Source organism: Streptomyces sp. NBC_00986, from assembly GCF_045162565.1.
GTDB lineage: Bacteria > Actinomycetota > Actinomycetes > Streptomycetales > Streptomycetaceae > Streptomyces.
On sequence record NZ_CP108733.1, the window covers coordinates 7,506,486 to 7,527,888 of the forward strand.

Annotated in this window: 17 protein-coding genes; 10 read left to right on the forward strand and 7 right to left on the reverse strand. The window is 68.0% G+C overall.

Annotated elements, in window-relative coordinates; all coding sequences use genetic code 11:
* Window positions 1-124: 124 nt before the first annotated feature.
* The 4 genes from OG504_RS33600 to OG504_RS33615 all read left to right on the forward strand — a co-directional run bounded on the left by OG504_RS33600 (window position 125) and on the right by OG504_RS33615 (window position 5,098).
* Window positions 125-1,591: a sodium:solute symporter gene (locus OG504_RS33600; protein ID WP_405993152.1), complete on the forward strand. Its 1,467-nt coding sequence runs from the start codon at window positions 125-127 to the stop codon at window positions 1,589-1,591.
* Between the two features lie 73 nt (window positions 1,592-1,664).
* Window positions 1,665-2,633, forward strand: coding sequence for an agmatinase (gene speB / locus OG504_RS33605; RefSeq protein ID WP_405993153.1), 969 nt, complete (start codon window positions 1,665-1,667; stop codon window positions 2,631-2,633).
* A gap of 43 nt (window positions 2,634-2,676) precedes the next feature.
* Window positions 2,677-4,362 (forward strand): thiamine pyrophosphate-binding protein, encoded by a 1,686-nt coding sequence (locus OG504_RS33610; RefSeq protein ID WP_405993154.1) that lies wholly within the window; start codon window positions 2,677-2,679, stop codon window positions 4,360-4,362.
* A gap of 151 nt (window positions 4,363-4,513) precedes the next feature.
* Window positions 4,514-5,098: a hypothetical protein gene (locus tag OG504_RS33615; protein WP_405993155.1), complete on the forward strand. Its 585-nt coding sequence runs from the start codon at window positions 4,514-4,516 to the stop codon at window positions 5,096-5,098.
* 112 nt (window positions 5,099-5,210) lie between these two features.
* On the opposite strand, the gene OG504_RS33620 is transcribed toward OG504_RS33615, so the two are convergent.
* A complete protein-coding gene (locus tag OG504_RS33620) occupies window positions 5,211-6,002 on the reverse strand; it encodes a VOC family protein (protein WP_405993156.1) in 792 nt (263 codons plus the stop codon).
* Window positions 6,003-6,157: 155 nt separating this feature from the next.
* Here OG504_RS33620 and OG504_RS33625 point away from each other — a divergent pair, with 155 nt between their 5' ends.
* Window positions 6,158-6,709: an HXXEE domain-containing protein gene (locus tag OG504_RS33625; RefSeq protein WP_405993157.1), complete on the forward strand. Its 552-nt coding sequence runs from the start codon at window positions 6,158-6,160 to the stop codon at window positions 6,707-6,709.
* A gap of 75 nt (window positions 6,710-6,784) precedes the next feature.
* Here OG504_RS33625 and OG504_RS33630 read toward each other — a convergent pair whose 3' ends face one another.
* The 3 genes from OG504_RS33630 to OG504_RS33640 form a co-directional block, all read right to left on the reverse strand.
* Complete coding sequence (locus tag OG504_RS33630; RefSeq protein ID WP_405993158.1) at window positions 6,785-7,237, reverse strand: type II toxin-antitoxin system VapC family toxin; 453 nt, start codon at window positions 7,235-7,237, stop codon at window positions 6,785-6,787.
* The gene (locus OG504_RS33635) at window positions 7,234-7,533 is read right to left on the reverse strand and encodes a hypothetical protein (RefSeq protein ID WP_405993159.1); all 300 of its coding nucleotides are present in this window, start codon (window positions 7,531-7,533) and stop codon (window positions 7,234-7,236) included. Before OG504_RS33635 ends, OG504_RS33630 begins: the two co-directional genes overlap by 4 nt.
* Before the next feature lie 80 nt (window positions 7,534-7,613).
* Complete coding sequence (locus OG504_RS33640; RefSeq protein ID WP_405993160.1) at window positions 7,614-8,051, reverse strand: ATP-binding protein; 438 nt, start codon at window positions 8,049-8,051, stop codon at window positions 7,614-7,616.
* Between the two features lie 197 nt (window positions 8,052-8,248).
* Here OG504_RS33640 and OG504_RS33645 point away from each other — a divergent pair, with 197 nt between their 5' ends.
* On the forward strand, window positions 8,249-9,010 hold the full coding sequence (locus OG504_RS33645; RefSeq protein WP_405996500.1) for a GntR family transcriptional regulator: 762 nt from the start codon (window positions 8,249-8,251) through the stop codon (window positions 9,008-9,010).
* Between the two features lie 362 nt (window positions 9,011-9,372).
* Here OG504_RS33645 and OG504_RS33650 read toward each other — a convergent pair whose 3' ends face one another.
* Window positions 9,373-9,555: a winged helix-turn-helix domain-containing protein gene (locus OG504_RS33650; RefSeq protein ID WP_405993161.1), complete on the reverse strand. Its 183-nt coding sequence runs from the start codon at window positions 9,553-9,555 to the stop codon at window positions 9,373-9,375.
* An 843-nt stretch (window positions 9,556-10,398) separates the two neighbouring features.
* On the opposite strand from OG504_RS33650, the gene OG504_RS33655 reads away from it, so the two are divergent.
* The gene (locus OG504_RS33655; RefSeq protein WP_405993162.1) at window positions 10,399-11,682 is read left to right on the forward strand and encodes a hypothetical protein; all 1,284 of its coding nucleotides are present in this window, start codon (window positions 10,399-10,401) and stop codon (window positions 11,680-11,682) included.
* 353 nt (window positions 11,683-12,035) lie between these two features.
* Here OG504_RS33655 and OG504_RS33660 read toward each other — a convergent pair whose 3' ends face one another.
* Both OG504_RS33660 and OG504_RS33665 read right to left on the reverse strand, forming a co-directional pair.
* Entirely contained in the window at window positions 12,036-12,842 is an 807-nt protein-coding gene (locus tag OG504_RS33660) for an endonuclease I family protein (RefSeq protein ID WP_405993163.1), read from the reverse strand.
* A gap of 221 nt (window positions 12,843-13,063) precedes the next feature.
* A complete protein-coding gene (locus OG504_RS33665; RefSeq protein WP_405993164.1) occupies window positions 13,064-15,400 on the reverse strand; it encodes an ArnT family glycosyltransferase in 2,337 nt (778 codons plus the stop codon).
* A 145-nt stretch (window positions 15,401-15,545) separates the two neighbouring features.
* Here OG504_RS33665 and OG504_RS33670 point away from each other — a divergent pair, with 145 nt between their 5' ends.
* The 3 genes from OG504_RS33670 to OG504_RS33680 all read left to right on the forward strand — a co-directional run bounded on the left by OG504_RS33670 (window position 15,546) and on the right by OG504_RS33680 (window position 21,393).
* Entirely contained in the window at window positions 15,546-16,397 is an 852-nt protein-coding gene (locus OG504_RS33670; protein WP_405993165.1) for a serine hydrolase, read from the forward strand.
* A gap of 97 nt (window positions 16,398-16,494) precedes the next feature.
* On the forward strand, window positions 16,495-17,553 hold the full coding sequence (locus OG504_RS33675) for an esterase-like activity of phytase family protein (protein WP_405993166.1): 1,059 nt from the start codon (window positions 16,495-16,497) through the stop codon (window positions 17,551-17,553).
* A 105-nt stretch (window positions 17,554-17,658) separates the two neighbouring features.
* Window positions 17,659-21,393 carry an ABC transporter ATP-binding protein gene (locus OG504_RS33680; RefSeq protein WP_405993167.1) on the forward strand — a complete coding sequence of 1,245 codons (3,735 nt, stop codon included), beginning with the start codon at window positions 17,659-17,661 and terminating at the stop codon, window positions 21,391-21,393.
* The last annotated feature ends 10 nt before the right edge of the window (window positions 21,394-21,403 follow it).

Consider the following 21,403-nt stretch of genomic DNA (forward strand, 5'->3'; position numbering starts at 1 on the left):
AACGTACACTTCGCAGCCGCTTTCCGGCCACCTAGGGTCAGTCGCGAAGCAAGCCCCCCGAGACACCGGGACGACCCCTAGAACCCGGAGACGGACCCCTAGAGCGCGCGAAGGAGGCCCCCGTATGGCCGTCGACTACACCGTGATCGTCGTCTACCTGGCCGGCATGCTGGCCATGGGCTGGTGGGGCATGCGCCGCGCCAAGTCCAAGAGCGACTTCCTGGTCGCGGGCCGCCGCCTGGGCCCGGTCATGTACTCCGGCACCATGGCCGCGATCGTTCTGGGCGGCGCGTCCACCATCGGTGGAGTCGGGCTCGGCTACCGGTACGGCCTCTCCGGCGCCTGGATGGTCTTCACCATCGGCCTCGGCCTGCTCGCCCTCTCCGTCTTCTTCTCCGCCCGCATCGCCCGCCTCAAGGTGTACACGGTGTCGGAGATGCTCGACCTCAGGTACGGCGGCCGTGCAGGGGTCATCTCCGGCATCGTCATGTGGGCGTACACCCTGATGCTGGCCGTCACCTCGACCATCGCCTACGCCACGATCTTCGACGTCCTCTTCGACATGAACCGCACCCTCGCGATCATCCTGGGCGGCTCGATCGTCGTCGCGTACTCGACGCTCGGCGGCATGTGGTCGATCACGCTGACGGACATGGTGCAGTTCGTGGTGAAGACGATCGGCGTGCTCCTGCTTCTGCTGCCGATCGCGGTCGTCAAGGCCGGCGGCTTCAGCGAGATGAAGGCGAAGCTGCCGACCGAGTACTTCGACCCGCTGGGCATCGGCGGCGAGACGATCTTCACCTACGTCCTGATCTACACGTTCGGCATGCTCATCGGCCAGGACATCTGGCAGCGCGTGTTCACGGCGGGCAGCGACAGGACGGCCAAGTGGGGCGGCACGGTCGCGGGCACGTACTGCCTCGTCTACGCCGTCGCGGGCGCCGTCATCGGCACGGCGGCCAAGGTCCTCTACCCGAACCTCGGCAGCCCGGACGACGCCTTCGCGACCATCGTCAAGGACGAACTCCCGGTCGGAGTACGGGGGTTGGTGCTCGCCGCCGCCCTGGCCGCCGTCATGTCGACGTCGTCCGGCGCGCTGATCGCCTGCGCCACGGTGGCCAACAACGACATCTGGTCGCGGCTGCGAGGTGCCGTACGGCGGGAGGAGGGCGAGGAGCACGACGAGGTACGGGGCAACCGCGTCTTCATCCTCGTCATGGGTGTCGCGGTGATCGTCACGGCGATCGCGCTGAACAACGTCGTAGAGGCGCTGACAGTCGCCTACAACCTCCTCGTCGGCGGACTCCTCGTCCCGATCCTCGGCGGCCTGCTGTGGAAGCGCGGCACGGCACAGGGCGCGCTCGCCTCGGTGATCGTCGGCGGCCTGGCGGTCGTCGGCCTGATGGCGACCTACGGCATCCTCGCCAACGAGCCTGTGTACTACGGCCTGTTGCTGTCTCTGGCCGCCTACATCACGGTGTCCCTGGCGACGCCGGCGACCGACGCGGCCGTACTCGCCGCGTGGCGGGACCGGCTCGCGGGGCGCGGCGCACCCGAACTCGCGTCCGAGCCGGTCGCCGCCCACCAGTAAAGTCGTAGGCAGGCGTACAAACCCGCAGGAAAAATCCCATACGCGACGAAGCGTAGGAAAGAAGGCAGTGCCCATGACCAGCAACGAGACGCCCCGCGGCCCGGTCGACTCCTCCCGCACCCCGCGGTACGCCGGACCCGCGACCTACGCCCGGCTGCCGCGCCTGGACGAGGTCGGCACCGCGGACGTGGCGGTGGTCGGGGTGCCGTTCGACGCCGGTGTCTCGTACCGGCCGGGCGCGCGCTTCGGCGGCAACGCGATCCGTGAGGCGTCGCGGCTGCTGCGGCCGTACAACCCGGCGCAGGACGCGTCCCCGTTCGCGCTCGCGCAGGTCGCGGACGCCGGGGACATCGCGGCGAACCCGTTCAACATCAACGAGGCCGTCGAGACCATCGAGGCCGCGGCGGACCAACTCCTGGACACCGGCGCGAGGTTGATGACCCTGGGCGGCGACCACACGATCGCGCTTCCGCTCCTGCGCTCCGTCGCGAAGAAGCACGGCCCGGTGGCGCTGCTGCACTTCGACGCCCATCTCGACACCTGGGACACGTACTTCGGGGCCGAGTACACCCACGGGACGCCGTTCCGCAGGGCAGTCGAGGAGGGCATCCTCGACACGGAGGCGCTCTCGCACGTCGGCATCCGCGGTCCGCTGTACGGCAAGCAGGACCTCAAGGACGACGAGAAGATGGGCTTCGGCATCGTCACGTCGGCGGACGTGTACCGCCGGGGCGCCGACGAGGTCGCCGACCAGCTGCGCCAGCGCATCGGTGACCGACCCCTGTACATCTCCATCGACATCGACTGCCTCGACCCGGCCCACGCGCCCGGTACCGGCACGCCCGAGGCCGGTGGCCTGACCTCCCGCGAACTTCTGGAGATCCTGCGCGGCCTGGCATCCTGCAACCTGGTGTCGGCGGACGTCGTCGAGGTGGCACCGGCGTACGACCACGCCGAGATCACGTCGGTGGCCGCGTCGCACACCGCGTACGACCTGATCACGATCATGTCCCGGCAGATCGCCGAGGCGCGCAACTCGTAACGCCGGCCGGGCAATTGGTGACTCGTAGGGAGACAGAGAGCAAGTGACGCACGACCACGACCTGGAACTCCGCCCGACGGCCGCGCAGATCTCCGCCGCCCTGAACCCGCCCCCCGGGCGCAACGGCGGTGACCTGGTCGTGGAGACCCTGGCGGGCCTCGGCGCGACGACGGTCTTCGGCCTGCCGGGCCAGCACGCGCTCGGGATGTTCGACGCGCTGCGCCGTTCCGACCTGCGCTATATCGGCCTACGGGTGGAGAACAACGCCGGGTTCGCGGCGGACGCGTACGGCCGCATCACGGGCGAGGCGGCACCACTGCTGCTGTCGACGGGCCCAGGTGCGCTGACGTCCTTGGCGGCACTCCAGGAGGCGAGGGCGGCCTCGGCCCCGGTGCTGGCGATCAGCAGCCAGATCCCGACGGCGGGCCTGGGCGGCGGCAGGCATGGGTATTTGCATGAACTGCCCGACCAGTCGGCCTCGTTCAGGGGAGTGGTGAAGTCCGTCCACACGGTCCGCACCCAGTCGCAGATCCCGTCGGCGATCGCGGAGGCATGGAAGTCGGCGCTGACGGCTCCGCACGGACCGGTGTGGGTGGAGATTCCGCAGGATGTGTTGCTGGCGGAGACGTTGCTCCCGGTGGTGACGGCGGTGGACGCGACACCGGAGGACTTGATCCCGCGCCCCGAACTGACCGCCGTGGCAGCCGACTTGCTGTCGAAGGCGGCCCGCCCGGCGATCATCGCGGGCGGGGGAGTCGTACGGGCGGACGCGTCGAAGAAGCTGCGGCAACTGGCGGAGAAACTCCATGCGCCGGTGGTCACGACCCCCGGCGGCAAGGGCGCGTTCCCGTGGACCCATCCGCTGTCGTTGCAGTCGTGGCTGGAGGACCGCCATACGACGGACTTCCTGGAGGACGCGGACGTAGTACTGGTAGTCGGCTCGGGTCTGGGCGAACTCTCCTCCAATTACCACACGTTCAAACCACGAGGCCGCGTCATCCAGATCGAGGCGGACCTCGGCAAACTGGAGTCGAACCACCCGGCGTTGGGCATCCACGCGGACGCGTGGCACGGCTTGCAGGCACTGCTGGAGACGGTGACGGAACGGGCGGACACTTCGGCGCCGGTGCGGGTGGCGGAGGTGCTGGACAAGGTCCGGGAACGCATCGCGTCCCAGGAACTGACCCTGGAACAGGGCGTGTTGGATTCGGTACGCAGGGCCCTGCCGCCCAACTCCCCGTCCTTCTGGGACATGACGATCCTCGCCTACTGGGCCTGGTCGGCCTTCGACGCGAAGGGCCCCAACCATCTCCACTCCGCCCAGGGCGCCGGCGGCCTCGGTTACGGCTTCCCGGCGGCACTGGGCGCGGCCGCGGCGGATCCGACGCGTCCGGTGCTGGCGGTGTCCGGGGACGGCGGTGCGCTGTACTCCATCGCGGAGTTGGCCACGGCCAAGCAGTACGACCTGAACGTCACGTGGCTCATCGTCGACGACGGCGGCTACGGCATCCTCCGCGAGTACATGACGGACGCGTTCGGCGAGGCCACGGCGACGGAGCTGACCCGGCCGGATTACGTGGCGTTGGCGGAGTCGTTCGGGGTGCGGGGGGTGCGGACTTCGCCGGAGGCGTTGGAGACGGACCTCGCGAAGGCGTTGGCGGAACCGGGGCCTTCCGTGGTCGTACTTCCGGCTGTGTTGCGGATGTTCGCGGCCACGCATTTGGGGTGACGGGCGGTTCGAGGGCGGTGGTGCGTGTCGGGGCTGCGGCTCAACGGTCGGTTTCCGCAGCTCCGTTGCGTCTTCGCATACCTTCGTACCCTGGCACTCCCCGGTCAACGGTATGAAGCGCGCCGTTCAGGCCACTGCTATCGTCCGCGGCGTGACTCGCGACGAAGCAATCCTGGACTCGATACGAGGAGACTCCGGCCTTGCCGAACTGCTGTGGCGCGTCTGCGAGTTCGATCTCTCGCGGGGCGATCACGGGGAGCCCGTCCGGCTCTCCTCCGGGCTCGCTCTGGAGGTCGTTGCCGGCGACTTCACCGGCGGGACGTTCTTCCTCTGTGGTGACGGCGGCAAGGACCGACCTGTGCTGTATGCCAGCTCCGAAGGACAGGCCGGCCTGATTGGCCAGAGCCTGACCGAGGCGCTGGAGATCATGGTCGGGTTGCCGTCCTGGTGGGACTGTCTGAAGTTCTCCGGATCCGGTGATTTGACGGTCATGCGGACGGCGGCCGACCACCTTCGCCACGACGAGCTCGAGGACCAACCCGAGATCGGCGCGCATCGAGTACGCCTGGCTGCGGCACTGGGCTTGGAGTTCGGGTCTTTCCCGGCCCTGTTGGCTCGCCTGCATGCTGCGGTCTCTGCCACGACGCCTGACTTCGTCCTCGCCGACGAGACGGGCGAGGCGTACGAACCGCTCTTCGGCCCCTGGCTGCCGAGCCGGAATCCCGCCTGGCGGTGAAGGACCGAGCAGGCCTCGGTCCCTTGGGGTCGGTGATCAAGGCCGCCTTTCCGATCCCCTGTGGTGCAGGGGACCAGGGCCCTGTCCGGCCCGGGGTGCCGGGGCTTCGGACTCACATCCGCGGATCCGGCGTCAGCAGGGCGAACGCCGCGCCGAACGGGTCCCCGAGCCAAGCCATCCGGCCGACCTCCGGTACGTCCGTCGCCGGCATGAGGACAGAACCGCCGTTGGACTGGGCCGTCGTGATCGTGGCGTCGACGTCCGTCGAGTGGAAGTACGGTACCCAGCGCGGGAGTTCGCCCTCGCCCGCGTTCAGTGGCGCGACCCCGCCGAAGGAAGCCTCCTGCTGGTCGCCCTCGTTCGTGCTCAGTACCCGGTACGTCATCCCGGGCGCCGACATGTCCTGGCTGCGCCAGCCGAACAGGCCCTGGTAGAAGGCGATGTCCGCCTCCGGGTCGGGGGCGTGCAGCTCCGCCCAGAGCAGGGTGTTGGGGGCGGAGGTGAGTTCCAGGCCCGCGGTCCTGCCGGGTTGCCAGAGCGCGAACTGGGCGCCCTGCGGGTCGGTGGCCTGGGCCAGCATGCCCTCGCCCATGACGTCCATGGGCTCCATGGGCTCCATGCGGACGGTCCCGCCGCCTGCCGTGACAGCCTGGACGGTGGCCGTGATGTCGTCGGTCTTGAAGTGGAGCATCCAGGCGGAGTTCGCCCCTTCCTCGGTGAGCGGCCCGAGGGCGGCGACGGTCTTCCCGTCCACCTGGAAGAAGCCGTATCCACCCGTGTCGGGACCGGCGGAGACGAACCGCCACCCGAGGACGGCGCCGTAGAAAGCGGCCGCCGCCTCGGTGTCGGGGCTGCCGAGGTCGAGCCAGTTGGGCGATCCGGTGGTGAAGTCGGTGCCGAGCATGAAGTCCTCCTGGACGGGGGGTGGGCCGGGACGGGAGCCACGATGCCGTCCCGACCGGCGCCGTCCGCGTACGAGCACTGACAGGACTCCGGTTTCCACCGAACGGCCGAACGTTCGCCAGTGCCGGCGCCGCGCGCGCTGACAGACTTCCCGCCATGGGTGGACACGAGGTGGGCGAGGGCGGCCGGGCGGTCGAAGTCGGTGTGACCTTCGGGCTGTTGGCCGCGTGGGCGGTACACGATCTGGAGGAGGTGGCCGCGATGCCGGGCTGGGCCCGAGGGCAGGTGCCCGGGCTGCGGCAGCGGTATCCGCGGGTGCCGGAACGGGTGTGGCGGCGGCTAGAGGCCACGGACGGGCGGGAGTTCGCGACGGCCGTCGCCGTGATGGGCGGGGTGGTCGCGATCGCCGCCGCTGACGGGCACCGTACCGGTGGACGTTCCAGCTTCTACCAAATGGCCCTCAACGGATTCGGGCTGCACGCCCTGGCGCATCTGGGCCAGGCCGCCGCCATCCGTGGATACACGCCCGGGGTGGTCACCTCACCCCTCGTGGTCATCCCGTTCACGCTGTGGGCGCGAGGTCGGCTGCGGCGGGCCGGTGTCCTGCGTCCCGCGCGACCGCGTGACGTGGCACAGGGGCTGGCGCTCGCCGCGGCGGCCACGGTTGGGACGCATGTGGTGGCGCGGCGGTTGCTGGGCCGGGGGTGAACGGTGTCCCGACTCGATCGGAGTGGTTGAACTCCTCGCGGTACTGCGGATGTTCGCGTCAAGGCGGAAAACGCGCTACTCGACTGCTGGGAGCACGTGCAGCGGAACCTCGGCCCTGGTCCTGGGCGCAATGACATCCCGGTAATGATGGTCGAGGGCGAGGACAACCGGCTGCGGCAACGCCCAGGCCAGAACGGCGTTGACTGCGTCGGTCATGCCGATGGCGTCATGATCCGCGTACGTACGCATCAGACGCTCGGCCTCGCTCAGGATCGGCCAGCCCACCGTGGCGAGCGTGAGCCGATCCGTGCTGGCCCAGGCGCGCATGCTGGCCAGGGCGTCCGCTGCGGCCTTGCCGCTGATCTTCGTCGTGAGGTGGTAGTCCAGTTCCGCCAGGACCATCGGTGACACCACGAGTCGGTCGACCAGGGAGAGGGCCTGTACGGAGGACTCGTGGTGGGCGTCCTTCCGGTTGTAGACGGCGAGGAGGACCGACGTGTCCGCGACGCCGAACAGATGACGCTTCAACGGCCCCGCTCCTCGAAGAGGTCCTCGCCAGATCGAGCGGCCAGGTCGGAAGGGCCGTCGAACATCGCCCGCGCCAGAACGGCCATCGCCTCCGAGTCCTCTCCCAAGGAGGACGAGAAAGCCAGCGGGACGCCACGCGCAATGTGGTCAAGCGCCACTTCCTCGGGCGTACGTCCCTCCAAGAGGGCCAGGGTGCGCAGTACTTCGGCCTGGTCACCGGTGTAGGTGAGTGTCACCGTGACGGCGTCGTCCGGCGTGGCCGGTCGGTCCGGCGGGGGAACGGAGGCGTCGGCCACGGGGATCTCCTCGTATGCGCTGCGAGATGCGGTGTACGGCGATTTCAACGGTATCGGCCGTATCGCTGTGTTGCGTGTGTTCATCGTGGCAGGGACAGTTCCGCCCATGTCGCCTTTCCGATGCCGTGCGGGCGAGGGCAGCATCCCCAGCGTTCCGCCAACGCCTGCACGAGGGTGAGCCCGCGACCCCCTTCGTCTTCGAGGGCTGCTTCCCGGGGTCGCGGCCGACGGTCGCTCGCGTCGGCGACCTCGACTCGCAGCCGCCGGTCGTACGTGGCGAAACGCAGACCGATCTCGCGGCCGGGCGGAGTCCGCGCGTGCCGGATGGAGTTGGTGACCAGCTCCGAGAGCAACAGCTCGGCGGTGTCGGTGACTTCGCCGGTGATCTTCCATTCGATGAGCTGTAGGCGAAGCAGCGCGCGGGCATGGCCGGCGCTGCGCGGGTCGCGCGGGAGTTGCCACTGGGCCTCCCGCATGTCGGGCCTTGCGGGCTGTGCGGGCGCGGTATGGGCTGACATGAAGACCTCCACGGCAGGCTGCTGGCAGGCTCACATCTCTAGAGATGTGAGCCGCGTCCAGTGAAGCCGCTTGCCCGCGGGCGCGTCAATAGATCTCTAGAGATGTGTGAATTTGCTCGCCGGGGACCGATGGTCGGCTGTCAGGGTGTGGCGGCTGGTGCCTAGGATGTCTAGAGATGACCGGAGGAGAGGCCTGGATGAGCGGCGGGGACACGGGGCGTCAGCCGAAGTACCAGCGCATCGCGGCGCAGTTGCGGGCGGCCATCGAGGCCGGGGAGTACGGGCCCGGTGAGCGGCTTCCCGGTGAGAACGACCTCATGGCCGAGCATGGTGTCGCCCGTATGACCGCTCGGCAGGCGCTCGGTGCGTTGCAGGCAGAGGGGCTCGTCGAGGCGCGCAAGGGCGCCGGCGTCTTCGTCCGGGACTTCAAGCCGATTCGGCGGCGCGGGCTCGAACGCCTCGCGCACGCGCGGTGGGGCGAGGGGCGTTCCATCTGGGCGGCCGATGCCGGGAACCGTGAACTCGTCGTCGACTCGGTCGAGGTGGGCGAGGAGGATGCCCCGACCGTGATCGCGGGTGTGCTGGGACTGGGTGACGACGGGGCACGGGTCTGCGTGCGCCGCCGCCGGTACGTTCTCGACGGCAAGCCGGTACTGCTGTCCACCTCGTACCTGCTGGCCGAACTGGTCGCCGGTACGCGGATCACGCAGCCCGACACCGGCCCCGGCGGTATGTACGCCAGGCTTGAGGAACTCGGCCGTAGGCCCGTCCGCTTCCGCGAGGAGATCCGCTCCCGCATGCCGAGCGCGGACGAGGCCGACCGGCTCGCCCTCCCGTCCGGTGTGCCGGTGGTGCTGGTCGTCCGAACTGCCTTTGACGCGGCGGGAGTTCCGGTCGAGGTGAACGACATGGTGCTGGATGCGGCGTCGTACATCTTGGAGTACGACTTCGAGGGTTGAGGGCGGCTCACGCGGGTGTGTGGTGTTGGATTCCTTCCTGCTCTGCTGGCCCGGCATGGGGGGGTGCGGGGTATGCATGAACTTCCCCGGTTGTACTGAGCTGTCGTGTCATTGGCTTGGGAAGCTGTGATCATTCCGGAATGCTTTGACCATTGACCTGCATGAATGGCCGGGCTGGTGTCGCATCGGGCGTGGCCGCTTTCATTGTGGTTCTCCGTTGTTCCTCGCACGATCTGGCGCGCTTGTGGCGGCGATCGTGTCTTCACCTGGCGCGGTCGAACCGTTGGTTTTGTCACGGAGCTGACGGAGGCGCAGTTTTGCGGCTTCGAGCTGCGGAAGCGTGACTCGTCTTCGAAGAAGATCTATGCGTCGAGCGCCAGTCTCCTTCCCCAGTCGGTGACCTGCTCTTCGTCACGTTCGACAGGCCGTCTGTCCGGGATCGGACAGGGGAAGCCATGCCGGATCAGCAGCTTGCGTACGCTCTGCAGGGTGTAGCTCTTGTGGAGCGCGCCCCGATCGCGGGCTTGATTCTCGACAGCGTCCATCGCTGATCCGGCGAGCCGTGTGCGATCGGCCTCTTGGTCAACTCCCGCTCCAGTACTACGAACTTGGCCCCGGTCGACTGTGGCAGCGAGGCCGAATCCGCCGAACGCAAGGCCTGCGGTCCATCGCTGTTTCAGGACCGCGCTGCTGTACCGACTGGACGCTGACTCGTAACTCCTCCGCGACCACCGAACTCGGCTCGCCCAAGCGAACCGCGCGGAGGCCATCAGCCGGATGCCCTCACAGAACCGCCGACGCTCATCGTTCACGCCCTGCACACACCTCATGCCAACGGCATATCGCCTGCGGAGGGTCCTGGGTTGTGACGAGCGATGAGAGCGCCCGCTCGGTCAGTGGCCTGTTGTCGGCGGGGCTTCCTTCTACCTGATCTCGACTTGGCAACGGGCTCGGGGAAACCTAATGTATGGGTGGAGGTCCCTAGCTATAGTGATCTATGTCACTCCCGCAGGGAGCCGACAGTCCGAGTCTCTTGCCGTTGCTCAGTCGCAATCGCCAGTCCACGTCCGAAGCGCAGGCCGAAACGCAGTCGACGTCCCAATCAGAGTCATAGTTAAAGTCGTAGTCCCAGTCGCCCAAAAGCAACCCTTAGGGGCGAACGTGGACCGCGAAAGCATAGTGCTTTTCTTTGCGGCGATGCTCGCTGGGATGGTATTGGCCGCGAGGGAGTTCCCGGAGCAGACTTTCAGTCTTGCTTGGGCGCTTCTCGCTGGCGCTATCCTAGCTTGGGCGCTTCGCAAGCGGGATTGATCCGCAGATGACTTACGTTGGGGGTCTCGCATCCGTTTAGGTCGAGGCCCCCAACCTTCAATGGAGGGGTCTCAGGGGTGCATTACATCGCCGATCTCACTAAGTGTCATCCCGGGACCGAGGGTCCTGTACTCGAAGGGCTCCTGCAAGCGAGACCGCAACAGAGTGATGACACGCTCGAAGTTCTGCTCTTGTCATCCCAAGAAGAGCCGAAGGCTCCTGGTATTGATTTTACGTCACTGGAAGCAGGCGGGGGATCAGAAGATTCTCAGGTGAGTGCTCATGTTCTCAGGGCGATCACCGAATTCAGGCAAGCTGAAACCGCGGTAGCTGTTGCCTCTTTCCGTCCGGCCGTCAAAAAGGTTGCGGAGGCTATTGAGGCCGCATTCGGCGATGTTGAATACATTTACCTTAATCAGTTTTCTCCTCCTTCGGGGAACGGCTCTGCCGTGGAGTCGTACTCCTGGGACGACGACTTCATGCCTCGCGATGAGGCCGTCGATGCCTTGGTTCGAGCGCTAAATAGGGCGAAAATTCCTGTCCGAATGACTCAGCTCAGGAAGTCGCTGCAAGCTCATGATGCACGCTTTCAGAAGGCAGCGGGGTCATTCAGTTCCCGGCCACGGTTTCTGTCCGTCTTGATCTCGCTCGCGGAGGAAAGGGGGCTTGTCGCTCACAGGGAGAGCCTGTTGGGGGATGGCAATAACTTTATTGAGCTTACGGAGCGAGGTCTAGCTTACGTAGCAGAAAAAGAGAGTGGCACTAGCTATGCGCAGTCCGTGCCCCCATCTGCTGCAATAGCTGAAGGTGAATCTCGTTCTGACCAGTTCATCACGACTTTGAGGAAAGCGAGCCTGGGGCCATTTCAAGAGGTTCGGTGGGCGGTATACGAGGAGATTGATAAACTCGCGCAGGCCGGGGAATGTTCCGCTGCTTTCTTGATTCGCGATGCTGTCTCGTATGTCCGCGATCATAAAGCGTCCGAACTGGTCAAAACGAACAAGCCGTTTCCGTGGGCAAGGGTTCGTACTTTCATTTCTAATCTGGCAAGTATGGCGCCAGTTTTCATAAGTCGTGGCGAACTCGTGCAGAATCTCCTGCTGCAAGGCGACCGTCAAGTCGACGAGCTGTCCCCTAAATGGAAGCTGGTGCTCGATGGTGAGCTTCTCTGCTTCCTTCTCGCTCAGGGTATCGAGATTACAACTGACGATATTCCTGCACTCGCGGGTGCCCTCTATAATAGTCGCCGAGACGAAGCCTACGACCGAACACTTGAGATGATCGGCTGTCTCGTGCAGTCCAACCGCATCACTACAGCAGGTATTCATCCTCCGAGGCTGGTCCTGAAGGCCGCTGGCTAAGGGCTCGCAGAGGAGAAAGGCGTTGTTTTCAGCCTTGAACCTCCTTGGGGTGGACTGCGCATCGCGGATGAGACTCGTACCGTGGTCGTGGATCTTGATCCGGGCTGAGATCGGCGCTGGTTGACCCCGATGCGCGGGGCGGCCGAGAGGCGGGTTCTGAGTGTGCGGCCGGGCCGCTCACTCGCCGGCGTTTAGGCTGGGCCAGCCGACTTGTTGCCCTCAGCTTGATACCCACAGGTTCGGCCGCAAGTAAGCTCCGGTCAACTCCGCTTGGTAGCCTTTCAGTTGGCTGAGGCTCTCGACAATGATTGGGCTCCCCGCAGATCGCAAGGAGCCCAACCCGGCACGCAGACCTACCAGATCGCCTCGACCCACTCCGGGTGGTCGATGAACGGGTTGCGGTTGTGCTGGTAGGTGTCGTAGATGACCTGGTTGCGCTTCTCCTCGAAGGCGCTCGGCGGGTCCGCCGCGCTCCAGGCCTTGAGGACGGAGAGCTTGCCCATGTAGGGGTTGCTGCCGTTGTTGACCTTCTCGTTGGGCTCCAGGTCGGCGAAGCCGTCGTCGCCCTCGTAGCGCACGGCCATGTAGAGGATCATGCGGGCCACGTCGCCCCGGTCCGCCGCGCGCGGCGCGAAGGAGTCGGAGTCGACGGTGCTGCCGCCGCCGTTGGTGACCGCGCTGCCGCCGTTGTCGAAGTCCAGGTTGCCGCGGATGCTGTTGACCTGGACGTCCGCGGGACGCAGGTGGTGCAGGTCGGTGCCGGGACCGGTCACCTCGCCGAAGTCGCCGTGGGACTTGGCCCAGGTGTGCTCGCGGTTCCAGTCGCCGACGTCGCCGCCGTTGAGGGACTTGGCGCGGGAGACACCGCTGTACAGCAGGATCACGTTGTTGCTGTTGTTCGGGTCCTGGTCGGTGGCCATGAGGGCGTTCCAGACCGCCGCGTACGAGATCTTCGTGACGTTGGTGCTGATGATCGTGTGCAGCGAGGACTTGAGGCTGGTGCCCGTCTTGCCGACCGCGTTCTTGTAGTACGTCGCGTCGTACGCCGTGGTCGTGGCCGACGCCGGGGTCGCGGTCAGGGTCGGGGCGGTGAGGCCGACCAGGACGGCCACGGTGGCCAGCGCCACCGATTTCCAGCGGTGCATGCGAGTCGCCAACATAAAGAGTGTCCCATCTACGCGGGTTGAATGGGGCGGCAAACGGGAGCGTGACATGTTCATGCGGTCGAGTAAATAAACGGGACGTGTCGATCCGGTGACCTGAAGCGACAATTTGCCCTGTGTCTACGCGAGTTGACAGCGTGACGGGGCGGGTTGGCATGCCAAAACTGCCCCCGACCTTGTGGTCGGGGGCAGTTGGCCGTTCGGCTACGTCGGTGTCGTCACTTCACGTCCGACGGGTCCAGCCGGTACAGCGTCGACGTGTTGGTCGTAGCGGTCGAAGAGGTCGAAGAAGTGGAGCCGGACTCCGAAGTCTTCGAGGACTCCGAACTCTCCGTCGCCGCCGCGCTCTTGTCGTACGCGCTCTCCTTCACCGCCGTCGCGTTCTTCTGCACCCACGCGGTGATCTCGGTGTTCAGGGTGCTGTTGCCGCCCATCCCGCCGCCGCCGAGCTGGATGTAGTGCAACTCGCCCTTCTTCACCAGCTCCTTGAGCTTGGCGAGGGTCATCGCCTTGTCGGAGCCGGTGAAGCCCCACATGGAGATGACGGGCTTGTGGGTGCTGAGGATCAGCTGGCCCGCGCTCTGCGAATTGGACACCGCGAGCAGCCACTTGGCGCCGTCCTGGTGCTTCTCCAGGTACGAGACGAGCGCGCTGGACGTGGTGCCGCCCATGCCGCCCCCGCCGCCGAAGCCGCCGCGCGTACCGGTGCCGCCGGGAGCCGTACCCGTGCCGGTGCCGCCAGGAGCCGTACCGCCGCCGGGGAACTCCCCGGTGGTACCGCCCTGTTGACCACCGGCCGTGCCGCCGGTCGGCGCCCCACTCGGAGCCCCGCCGCCCTGCGGTATCTCACCCGTGCCGCCGCCACCCGGGGTCATCCCGCCGGGAGCCGTGCCGCCGCCCGGCATCTCGCCGCTCGCCGTGCCGCCGCCCTGCTGGGTGCCGCCGGTCATCTCGCCGGGACCGCCCTGGCCGCCGCCGAACCCGCCACGACCGCCGCCGCCCCCACCGGGGCCGCCCATGCCGCCGCCGGTCGACGGACCGGCCGTCGGATTGGTGCCGCCCATGCCGCCGCCCGTACCGCTGGACGCGGCAGGGGTCACGGCGTACGCCGTCGGACCGGCCAGGGCCGCGATGATCGCCGCCGCGATGGACGCGGTGAGGAGCCGGGTCCGGTTGCCGGAGCGGAAGACGAACAGGCCCACGATCGCGAGGACCATCAGCACACCGATCGTCGGCCACAGCCAGGTGTTCCAGCCGGAGGCCCGGCGCAGCACCACGATCGCCCAGATCCCGGTGACCCCGAGACCGGCCGGCAGGACCCACGACCAGCGGGCGTCACCGCCACGGAACGCGCGCCACAACATCACGCCGCCGCCACCGCACAGGGCCGCGATGCCCGGCGCGAGCGCGGTCGTGTAGTACGGGTGCATCGTGCCCTGGGCCATGCTGAACGTGACGTAGTGCAGCAGGGTCCAGCCGCCCCACATGACCAGCGCGGCGCGTGTCGGGTCGGTGCGCGGGGCGCGGCCGACCAGGGTCAGGCCGGCGATCAGGGCGATGGCCGAGAAGGGGAGCAGCCAGGAGATCTGGCCGCCGAGGATGTCGTTGAACATCCGGCCGAGGCCCGCGGTGCCGGCGAACGTACCGCCGCCTCCGCCACCACCCCCGCCTCCGCCGCCGTTGCCCTCGCCGCCGAACACGCGGCCGAAGCCGTCGTAGCCCATGATCAGGTCCCAGGCCGTGCCGTCCGTCGAGCCGCCGATGTAGGGGCGGTCGGAGGCGGGGACGAGGGAGACGGCCGTGGCCCACCAGAAGCTGGAGACGGCCAACGCGACCGTGGCCAGGGCGAGTTGGACGACCTTCTTCTTCCAGCCGAGCTTCGACGCGAACAGGTACACGGCGAAGACGGCGGGCAGGGCGATGTAGCCCTGGAGGAGCTTGGTGTTGAACGCGAAGCCGAAGCAGACCGCGGAGCCGATCAGCGGCAGCAGTCGCTCGGTGCGCACGGCGCGCAGACCGAGGGCCGCGCCCGCCACCATCAGCAGGACGAGGATCGTGTCGGGGTTGTTGTCACGGTTGATGGCGACCGTGATGGGGGTGAGGGCGAGGACCAGCGCCGCGATCGCCGCGGCCACGTGGCCGAAGTACCGCTTCACGGAGGTGTGCAGGATCCAGATCGTGCCGAGCGCGGCGGCGACCTCCGGCAGCATCATCTGCCAGGTGCCGAAGCCGAAGATCCGGCACGACAGGCCCATCACCATCAGCGAGAAGGGGGGCTTGTCGACCGTGATGAAGTTGCCGGCGTCCAGCGAGCCGAAGAACCAGGCCTTCCAGCTCTGCGTGCCGCTGTAGATCGCGCTGCTGTAGAAGCTGTTGAGGCTGGAGCCGGAGAGGTTCCAGGAGTACAGCACCGCGGCCAGGACCATGACGGCGATCAGCGCGGGCAGCGACCAGCGGGGCGCCTTCTCGGGCGGCGCGTCGGCGGGTGGGGCCGGCGGCGGCCAGTCGGCGGACGCGGGTTCGGTGTGGGGGTGTGGATCGGTGGCAGATGTCACCCACGCATCGTGCGAAAGCAGGGTGGGTGACGGCTGTGCCGAACCTGGCGGCCGGCTGTGAATTCGCAAAGGGAGGGGTAATGCGTCGCACAACCGTTCTCCAACCCGTACAACCTTTCACGCCTTCCTGTGAGTCAACTCATGCATGACTCAGTCTCTTTGGACATCCCGCCGAGCCAGAACGGTGGCCGTCGGCGTGGGCGCCGGCCTCCTCATACCCGTGCTGGCCGCCGCGACGCCCGCTGCCGCGGCCACCCCGACGGTCAGCTGTACGTCGGCCAAGGCGGGCCTCGCCGCCAAGCTGAAGAAGGACATCACCGCGGCCCTCGCGACCCGTAAGGGAACCGTCGCCGTAGGCCTCTACGACCGCACCACCAAGACCACCTGCACCCTGCGGGCGACGAGCGCCTACGACTCGGCCAGCACGGTCAAGGTCACCGTCCTCGCCACGCTGCTGTGGGACGCGAAGAAGCACAACCGCCTGCTGACGTCGCGCGAGACGACGCTCACCAAGGCCATGATCACCAAGTCGGACAACGACGCGACCTCCACCCTGTGGAGGCAGCTGGGCCTGACGAAGATCAAGGGCTTCCTGTCCGCCGCCGGCATGACCCAGACCAAGCCGGGCGCGAACAACTACTGGGGTCTGACCCAGGAGACGGTCACCGACGAGCAGAAGCTGCTCAAGCTGGTCACCGCCAAGAACACGGTGCTGAGCGACAACTCCCGTGCGTACATCCTGAAGTTGATGAACCAGGTCATCTCCAGCCAGCGCTGGGGCACCCCGTCCGGCGCCCCCTCCACGGTCACCGTGCACGTCAAGAACGGCTGGCTGCAGCGCTCCACGCACGGCTGGCGCGTCCACAGCCTGGGTACCTTCAACGGCGGCGGCCACGACTACATGATGTCCGTGCTCACCCAGGACAACAGCACGATGAGCTACGGCATCACCACGATCCAGGGTGTAGCGAAGGCGATCCACAAGGACCTCGCGTAGAGCCGGCCCCTGCCCGATCGCCCAAAGCCCCTGCTCAAGGGCATCGCTTTACTGCGCGGTCTCCCGCACGTCATCCACCCGTCCTACGGTGACGCCCATGCGCCTGAGAACCGTAATAGCGACCGCGACCGCCGGCCTGGCGGCGGCCACCTGCCTCACCGCCGCCGGGCCCGCGACCGCCGTCAGCACGACCGGCACGACCGGCACCACCAACTCCCTTACCACCAACGCCTGTTCGTCCTCCGTCTCGATCGACCGCTTCTCGGACGCGCTCGACAAGACGACGTACGACGGCACCTTCGTCGGCAACTTCTCCGCGCTCGCCGTGGACAAGGACGGCTCGATCGCCGCCCTGGAGGACCGTTCCTCGCTGTTCGACCTGAACGCGAAGACCCTCCAGCCGAAGCGCGTCGTCCCGCTCGCCGACGAGAACGGCGCCGCGCTCGACTCCGAGGGCCTCGCCATCGACCGCGACGGCACGCGCCTGATCACCTCCGAGACCGAGCCGTCGATCCGCCGCTACTCCCGCGACGGCAAGATCCTCGACCGCCTCCCGGTTCCGTCCTCGCTGCTGGTCGCCCCGGCCGGGCGGGCCGTCTCGAACCTGACCTTCGAGGGCCTGACCCTGCTGCCCGGCGGCCACACGCTGCTCGCGTCGATGGAGGGCCCGATCGCCGGGGACACCTCGGGCGACGTCCGCTTCCAGACCTGGACCCGGACCAAGGGCGACCACTTCAAACTGGCCGCGCAGTACGCGTACAAGCCGGACGCCTCCTTCCTCGGCGTCCCCGAGGTGCAGGCACTCCCCGACGGCCGCCTCCTCGTCCTGGAACGCGGCTTCACCAGCGGCGTAGGCAACACGGTCCGCCTCTACCTGGCCGACCCCCGCCACGCGACGGACACCAGCAAGATCGACACCCTCACCGGCCAGCCCGGAGTCCGCCTGATCAAGAAGACCCTCCTCGCGGACATCGCCGACTGCCCGTCCCTGGGCGCCACGGCGAAGCAGCCCCAGCCGAACCCCCTCCTCGACAACATCGAGGGCATGGTGATCACGGGGAAGGAGAAGGGCCGCTACAAGGTGCTGCTGGTGAGCGACGACAACCAGAACGCGGTCCAGACGACCCGTTTCTACTACCTCCGGGTACGTGTCTGACGGCCTCGCCTGCCGACGGTTTGTTGCGGAGGGATGAAATCCGCTCCGTTTCACGTTGGTGCCTTCCGTAAGACCAGCTGATCAGGGGCGAACGGAAGGCACCGCGTGGCAGCGAAACAGGGGGAAACACAGGGCTGGGCAAGAAGGCTCGCCGCATACGCCTGGCGCTACCCCAAGGACGTCATACTCGCCCTCGGCGCCTCCCTGGCGGGCATGGCGGTCATGGCCCTGGTCCCCCTGGTCACCAAGGTGATCATCGACGACGTGATCACCGGCCACACCCGCACCATGGCCCCCTGGGCCGCCGCCCTGATCGTCGCCGCGATCCTTGTCTACGTCTCGACGTACATCCGCCGCTACTACGGCGGCCGCCTCGCCCTGGACGTTCAGCACGACCTCCGCACCGAGATGTACGGCACGATCACCCGCCTCGACGGCCGCCGCCAGGACGAACTGTCCACCGGCCAGGTCGTCGGCCGCGCGACCAGCGACCTCCAGCTGATCCAGGGCCTCCTCTTCATGCTCCCGATGACCATCGGGAACGTCCTGCTCTTCGTGATCTCCCTCGCGATCATGGCCTGGCTGTCCCTCCCCCTGACCCTGATAGCCCTGGCGGTCGCCCCCGCCCTCGGCTTCATCGCCCGCCGCAGCCGCAGCAAGCTGCACCCCTCCACCTGGTACGCGCAGGCCCAGGCCGCCGCCGTGGCCGGTGTCGTCGACGGCGCCGTGAGCGGCGTACGCGTGGTGAAGGGCTTCGGCCAGGAGGACCAGGAGACGGGCAAGCTCCGCGAGGTCGGCCGCCGGCTCTACGCGGGCCGCCTCCGCACGATCCGCCAGAACGCCAAGTACACCCCCGCCCTCCAGGCCGTCCCCGCCCTCGGCCAGGTCGCGATGCTGGCGCTGGGCGGCTGGCTCGCGGTGCGCGGGCACATCACGCTCGGCACGTTCGTCGCGTTCTCCACCTACCTCGCCCAACTCGTCGGCCCGGTCCGCATGTTGGCGATGGTCCTCACGGTCGGCCAGCAGGCCCGCGCCAGTACCGAACGCGTCCTGGAACTCATCGACACCGAGCCCTCGATGACGAACGGCACCAAGGAACTCCCCGCCGACGCCCCGGCCACGGTCGAGTTCGACGACGTCTCCTTCGGCTACGACCACGAGCGCCCCGTCCTCAACGGCCTCACCTTCGAGATCCGCCCCGGCGAGACCCTCGCGGTCGTCGGCTCCTCCGGCTCCGGAAAATCCACGGTCTCCCTCCTCCTCCCGCGCTTCTACGACGTCACCCACGGCGCGGTCCTCATCGGCGGCCACGACGTCCGCGAACTCACCCTCGACTCGCTGCGCGCCGCGATCGGCCTGGTCCCCGAGGACTCCTTCCTCTTCTCGGACACGGTCCGCAACAACATCGCCTACGGCCGCCCCGATGCGACCGACGAGCAGATCCTCACCGCCTCCCGCGCCGCGCAGGCCGACCGGTTCATCGCGGAACTCCCCGACGGCTACGACACGACGGTCGGCGAGCAGGGCCTCACCCTCTCCGGCGGCCAGCGCCAGCGCGTCGCCCTCGCCCGCGCGATCCTCACCGACCCGCGCCTGCTGGTCCTGGACGACGCGACCTCGGCGGTGGACGCGCGCGTCGAGCACGAGATCCACGAGGCGTTGAAACAGGTCATGGAGGGCCGCACAACTCTCCTCATCGCGCACCGCCGCTCCACCCTCAACCTCGCCGATCGCATCGCCGTCCTCGACGGGGGCCGCCTCGCCGACATCGGCACGCACGACGAACTCCAGCAGCGCTCACCCCTCTACCGCCGCCTCCTCACCGACCCCGACGAACTCGGCGGCGTATCGCCCGGCCACGCCCTGCCCGCCGCGGAACCGGCCGAAGACACCTCCGTACGCGACGAGTTGGACGCGGAGTTCGACGCCGAGCGCGGACTCACGCCCCGGCTGTGGACCGGCGACCGCGAGCCCAAGGACACCGCGCTGTCCGGGATGCCCGCCACGCCCGAACTCCTCGCCCAGGTCGACGCGTTGCCCCCGGCGACCGACGTCCCCGACATCGACGAGGCGGGCGCGGTCCGCGCCGAGGACTCGTACGGCCTGCGCAGGCTGCTGCGCGGTTTCGGCGCCCCGCTGCTGATCAGCCTCGGCCTGGTCGCCGTGGACGCGGGCATGAGCCTGCTGCTGCCGATCATGATCCGGCACGGCATCGACCAGGGCGTCACCAAGATGGCGGTCGGCGCGGTCTGGTCGGCGTCGATCCTGGCCCTGCTCGCGGTAGTTGTGCAGTGGGCGGCCCAGCGCGGCGAGACCCGCATGACGGGCCGTACCGGCGAACGGGTCCTCTACACCCTCCGCCTCAAGATCTTCGCCCAGCTCCAGCGTCTCGGACTCGACTACTACGAGCGGGAGTTGACGGGCCGGATCATGACGAGGATGACGACGGACGTCGACGCGCTGTCGTCGTTCCTGCAGACAGGCCTGGTCACGGCCTTCGTCTCGGTCGTCACCTTCTTCGGCATCATGGTCGCCCTGCTGGTGATCGACGTGCAGCTGGCACTGGTCGTGTTCGCGACCCTGCCTCCGTTGGTCATCGCGACCTTCTTCTTCCGCCGGGCGAGCGTGAAGGCGTACGAACTCGCCCGTGAGCGTGTGTCGTTGGTCAACGCCGACCTCCAGGAGTCGGTGTCCGGGCTGCGGATCGTGCAGGCGTTCCGGCGCGAGAAGGACGGCAGCCGACGCTTCGCCGAGCGCAGCAGCAGCTACCGCGAGGCCCGCACCCGGGGCCAGTGGCTGATCTCGATCTACTTCCCCTTCGTACAACTGCTGTCGTCGGTGGCGGCGGCGTCCGTACTGATCGCGGGCGCGGGCCGGGTGGACGACGCGACGCTGACGACAGGCGCGTTGGTCGCGTACCTCCTCTACATCGACCTGTTCTTCGCCCCGGTCCAGCAGCTCTCCCAGGTCTTCGACGGCTACCAGCAGGCGACCGTCTCCCTGGGCCGCATCCAGGAGTTGCTCCAGGAACCGACGTCCACCCGAGCCGCCGACGAACCGCTCGAAGTCCTCTCCCTCCGCGGCGAAATCGCCTTCGAGGACGTGCACTTCGCGTACGGCGACGACGAAGAGGCCATCGGGGGCGTGCAGTTGAGCATCCCCGCCGGACAGACGGTCGCCTTCGTCGGCGAGACCGGCGCGGGCAAGTCGACGCTCGTGAAACTGGTCGCCCGCTTCTACGACCCGACCGGCGGCCGGGTCACGGTCGACGGCACCGACCTCCGCGCCCTCGACATCACGTCGTACCGCCACCACCTCGGGGTCGTCCCCCAGGAGGCGTACCTCTTCCAGGGCACCGTCCGCGACGCCATCGCCTACGGCCGCCCCGACGCCACCGACGCCGAGGTGGAGGCGGCATCCCGTGCGGTCGGCGCCCACGAGATGATCGCCACGCTCGACGGCGGCTACCTCCACGAGGTCGCCGAGCGCGGCCGCAACCTCTCGGCGGGCCAGCGCCAGCTGATCGCCCTGGCCCGCGCGGAACTCGTCGACCCCGACATCCTCCTCCTCGACGAGGCCACAGCAGCCCTGGACCTGGCCACGGAAGCCCAGGTCAACCAGGCCACCGACCGCCTCGCAGGCCGCCGCACCACCCTCGTCGTGGCCCACCGCCTGACGACCGCGGCCCGCGCGGACCGGGTCGTGGTGATGGATCACGGCCGGGTCGTCGAGGACGGCACGCACGACGAGCTGCTCGCGCTGGACGGGTACTACGCCGAGTTGTGGCGCACCTTCGTCGGGGCGCCCGAGACGGAGGAGCCGGTCGCGGCGCCCAGCTGAGGGTCGCGCA

Excerpts from the sequence above, each read along its gene's own strand:
- OG504_RS33650 (WP_405993161.1), bottom strand. The coding sequence starts at position 9,555 with ATGGACGCTGTCGAGAATCAAGCCCGCGATCGGGGCGCGCTCCACAAG.
- OG504_RS33675 (WP_405993166.1), top strand. The coding sequence starts at position 16,495 with ATGCGCCTGAGAACCGTAATAGCGACCGCGACCGCCGGCCTGGCGGCG.
- speB (WP_405993153.1), top strand. The coding sequence starts at position 1,665 with ATGACCAGCAACGAGACGCCCCGCGGCCCGGTCGACTCCTCCCGCACC.
- OG504_RS33670 (WP_405993165.1), top strand. The coding sequence starts at position 15,546 with ATGACTCAGTCTCTTTGGACATCCCGCCGAGCCAGAACGGTGGCCGTC.
- OG504_RS33660 (WP_405993163.1), bottom strand. The coding sequence starts at position 12,842 with ATGTTGGCGACTCGCATGCACCGCTGGAAATCGGTGGCGCTGGCCACC.
- OG504_RS33600 (WP_405993152.1), top strand. The coding sequence starts at position 125 with ATGGCCGTCGACTACACCGTGATCGTCGTCTACCTGGCCGGCATGCTG.
- OG504_RS33645 (WP_405996500.1), top strand. The coding sequence starts at position 8,249 with ATGAGCGGCGGGGACACGGGGCGTCAGCCGAAGTACCAGCGCATCGCG.
- OG504_RS33625 (WP_405993157.1), top strand. The coding sequence starts at position 6,158 with ATGGGTGGACACGAGGTGGGCGAGGGCGGCCGGGCGGTCGAAGTCGGT.
- OG504_RS33620 (WP_405993156.1), bottom strand. The coding sequence starts at position 6,002 with ATGCTCGGCACCGACTTCACCACCGGATCGCCCAACTGGCTCGACCTC.
- OG504_RS33640 (WP_405993160.1), bottom strand. The coding sequence starts at position 8,051 with ATGTCAGCCCATACCGCGCCCGCACAGCCCGCAAGGCCCGACATGCGG.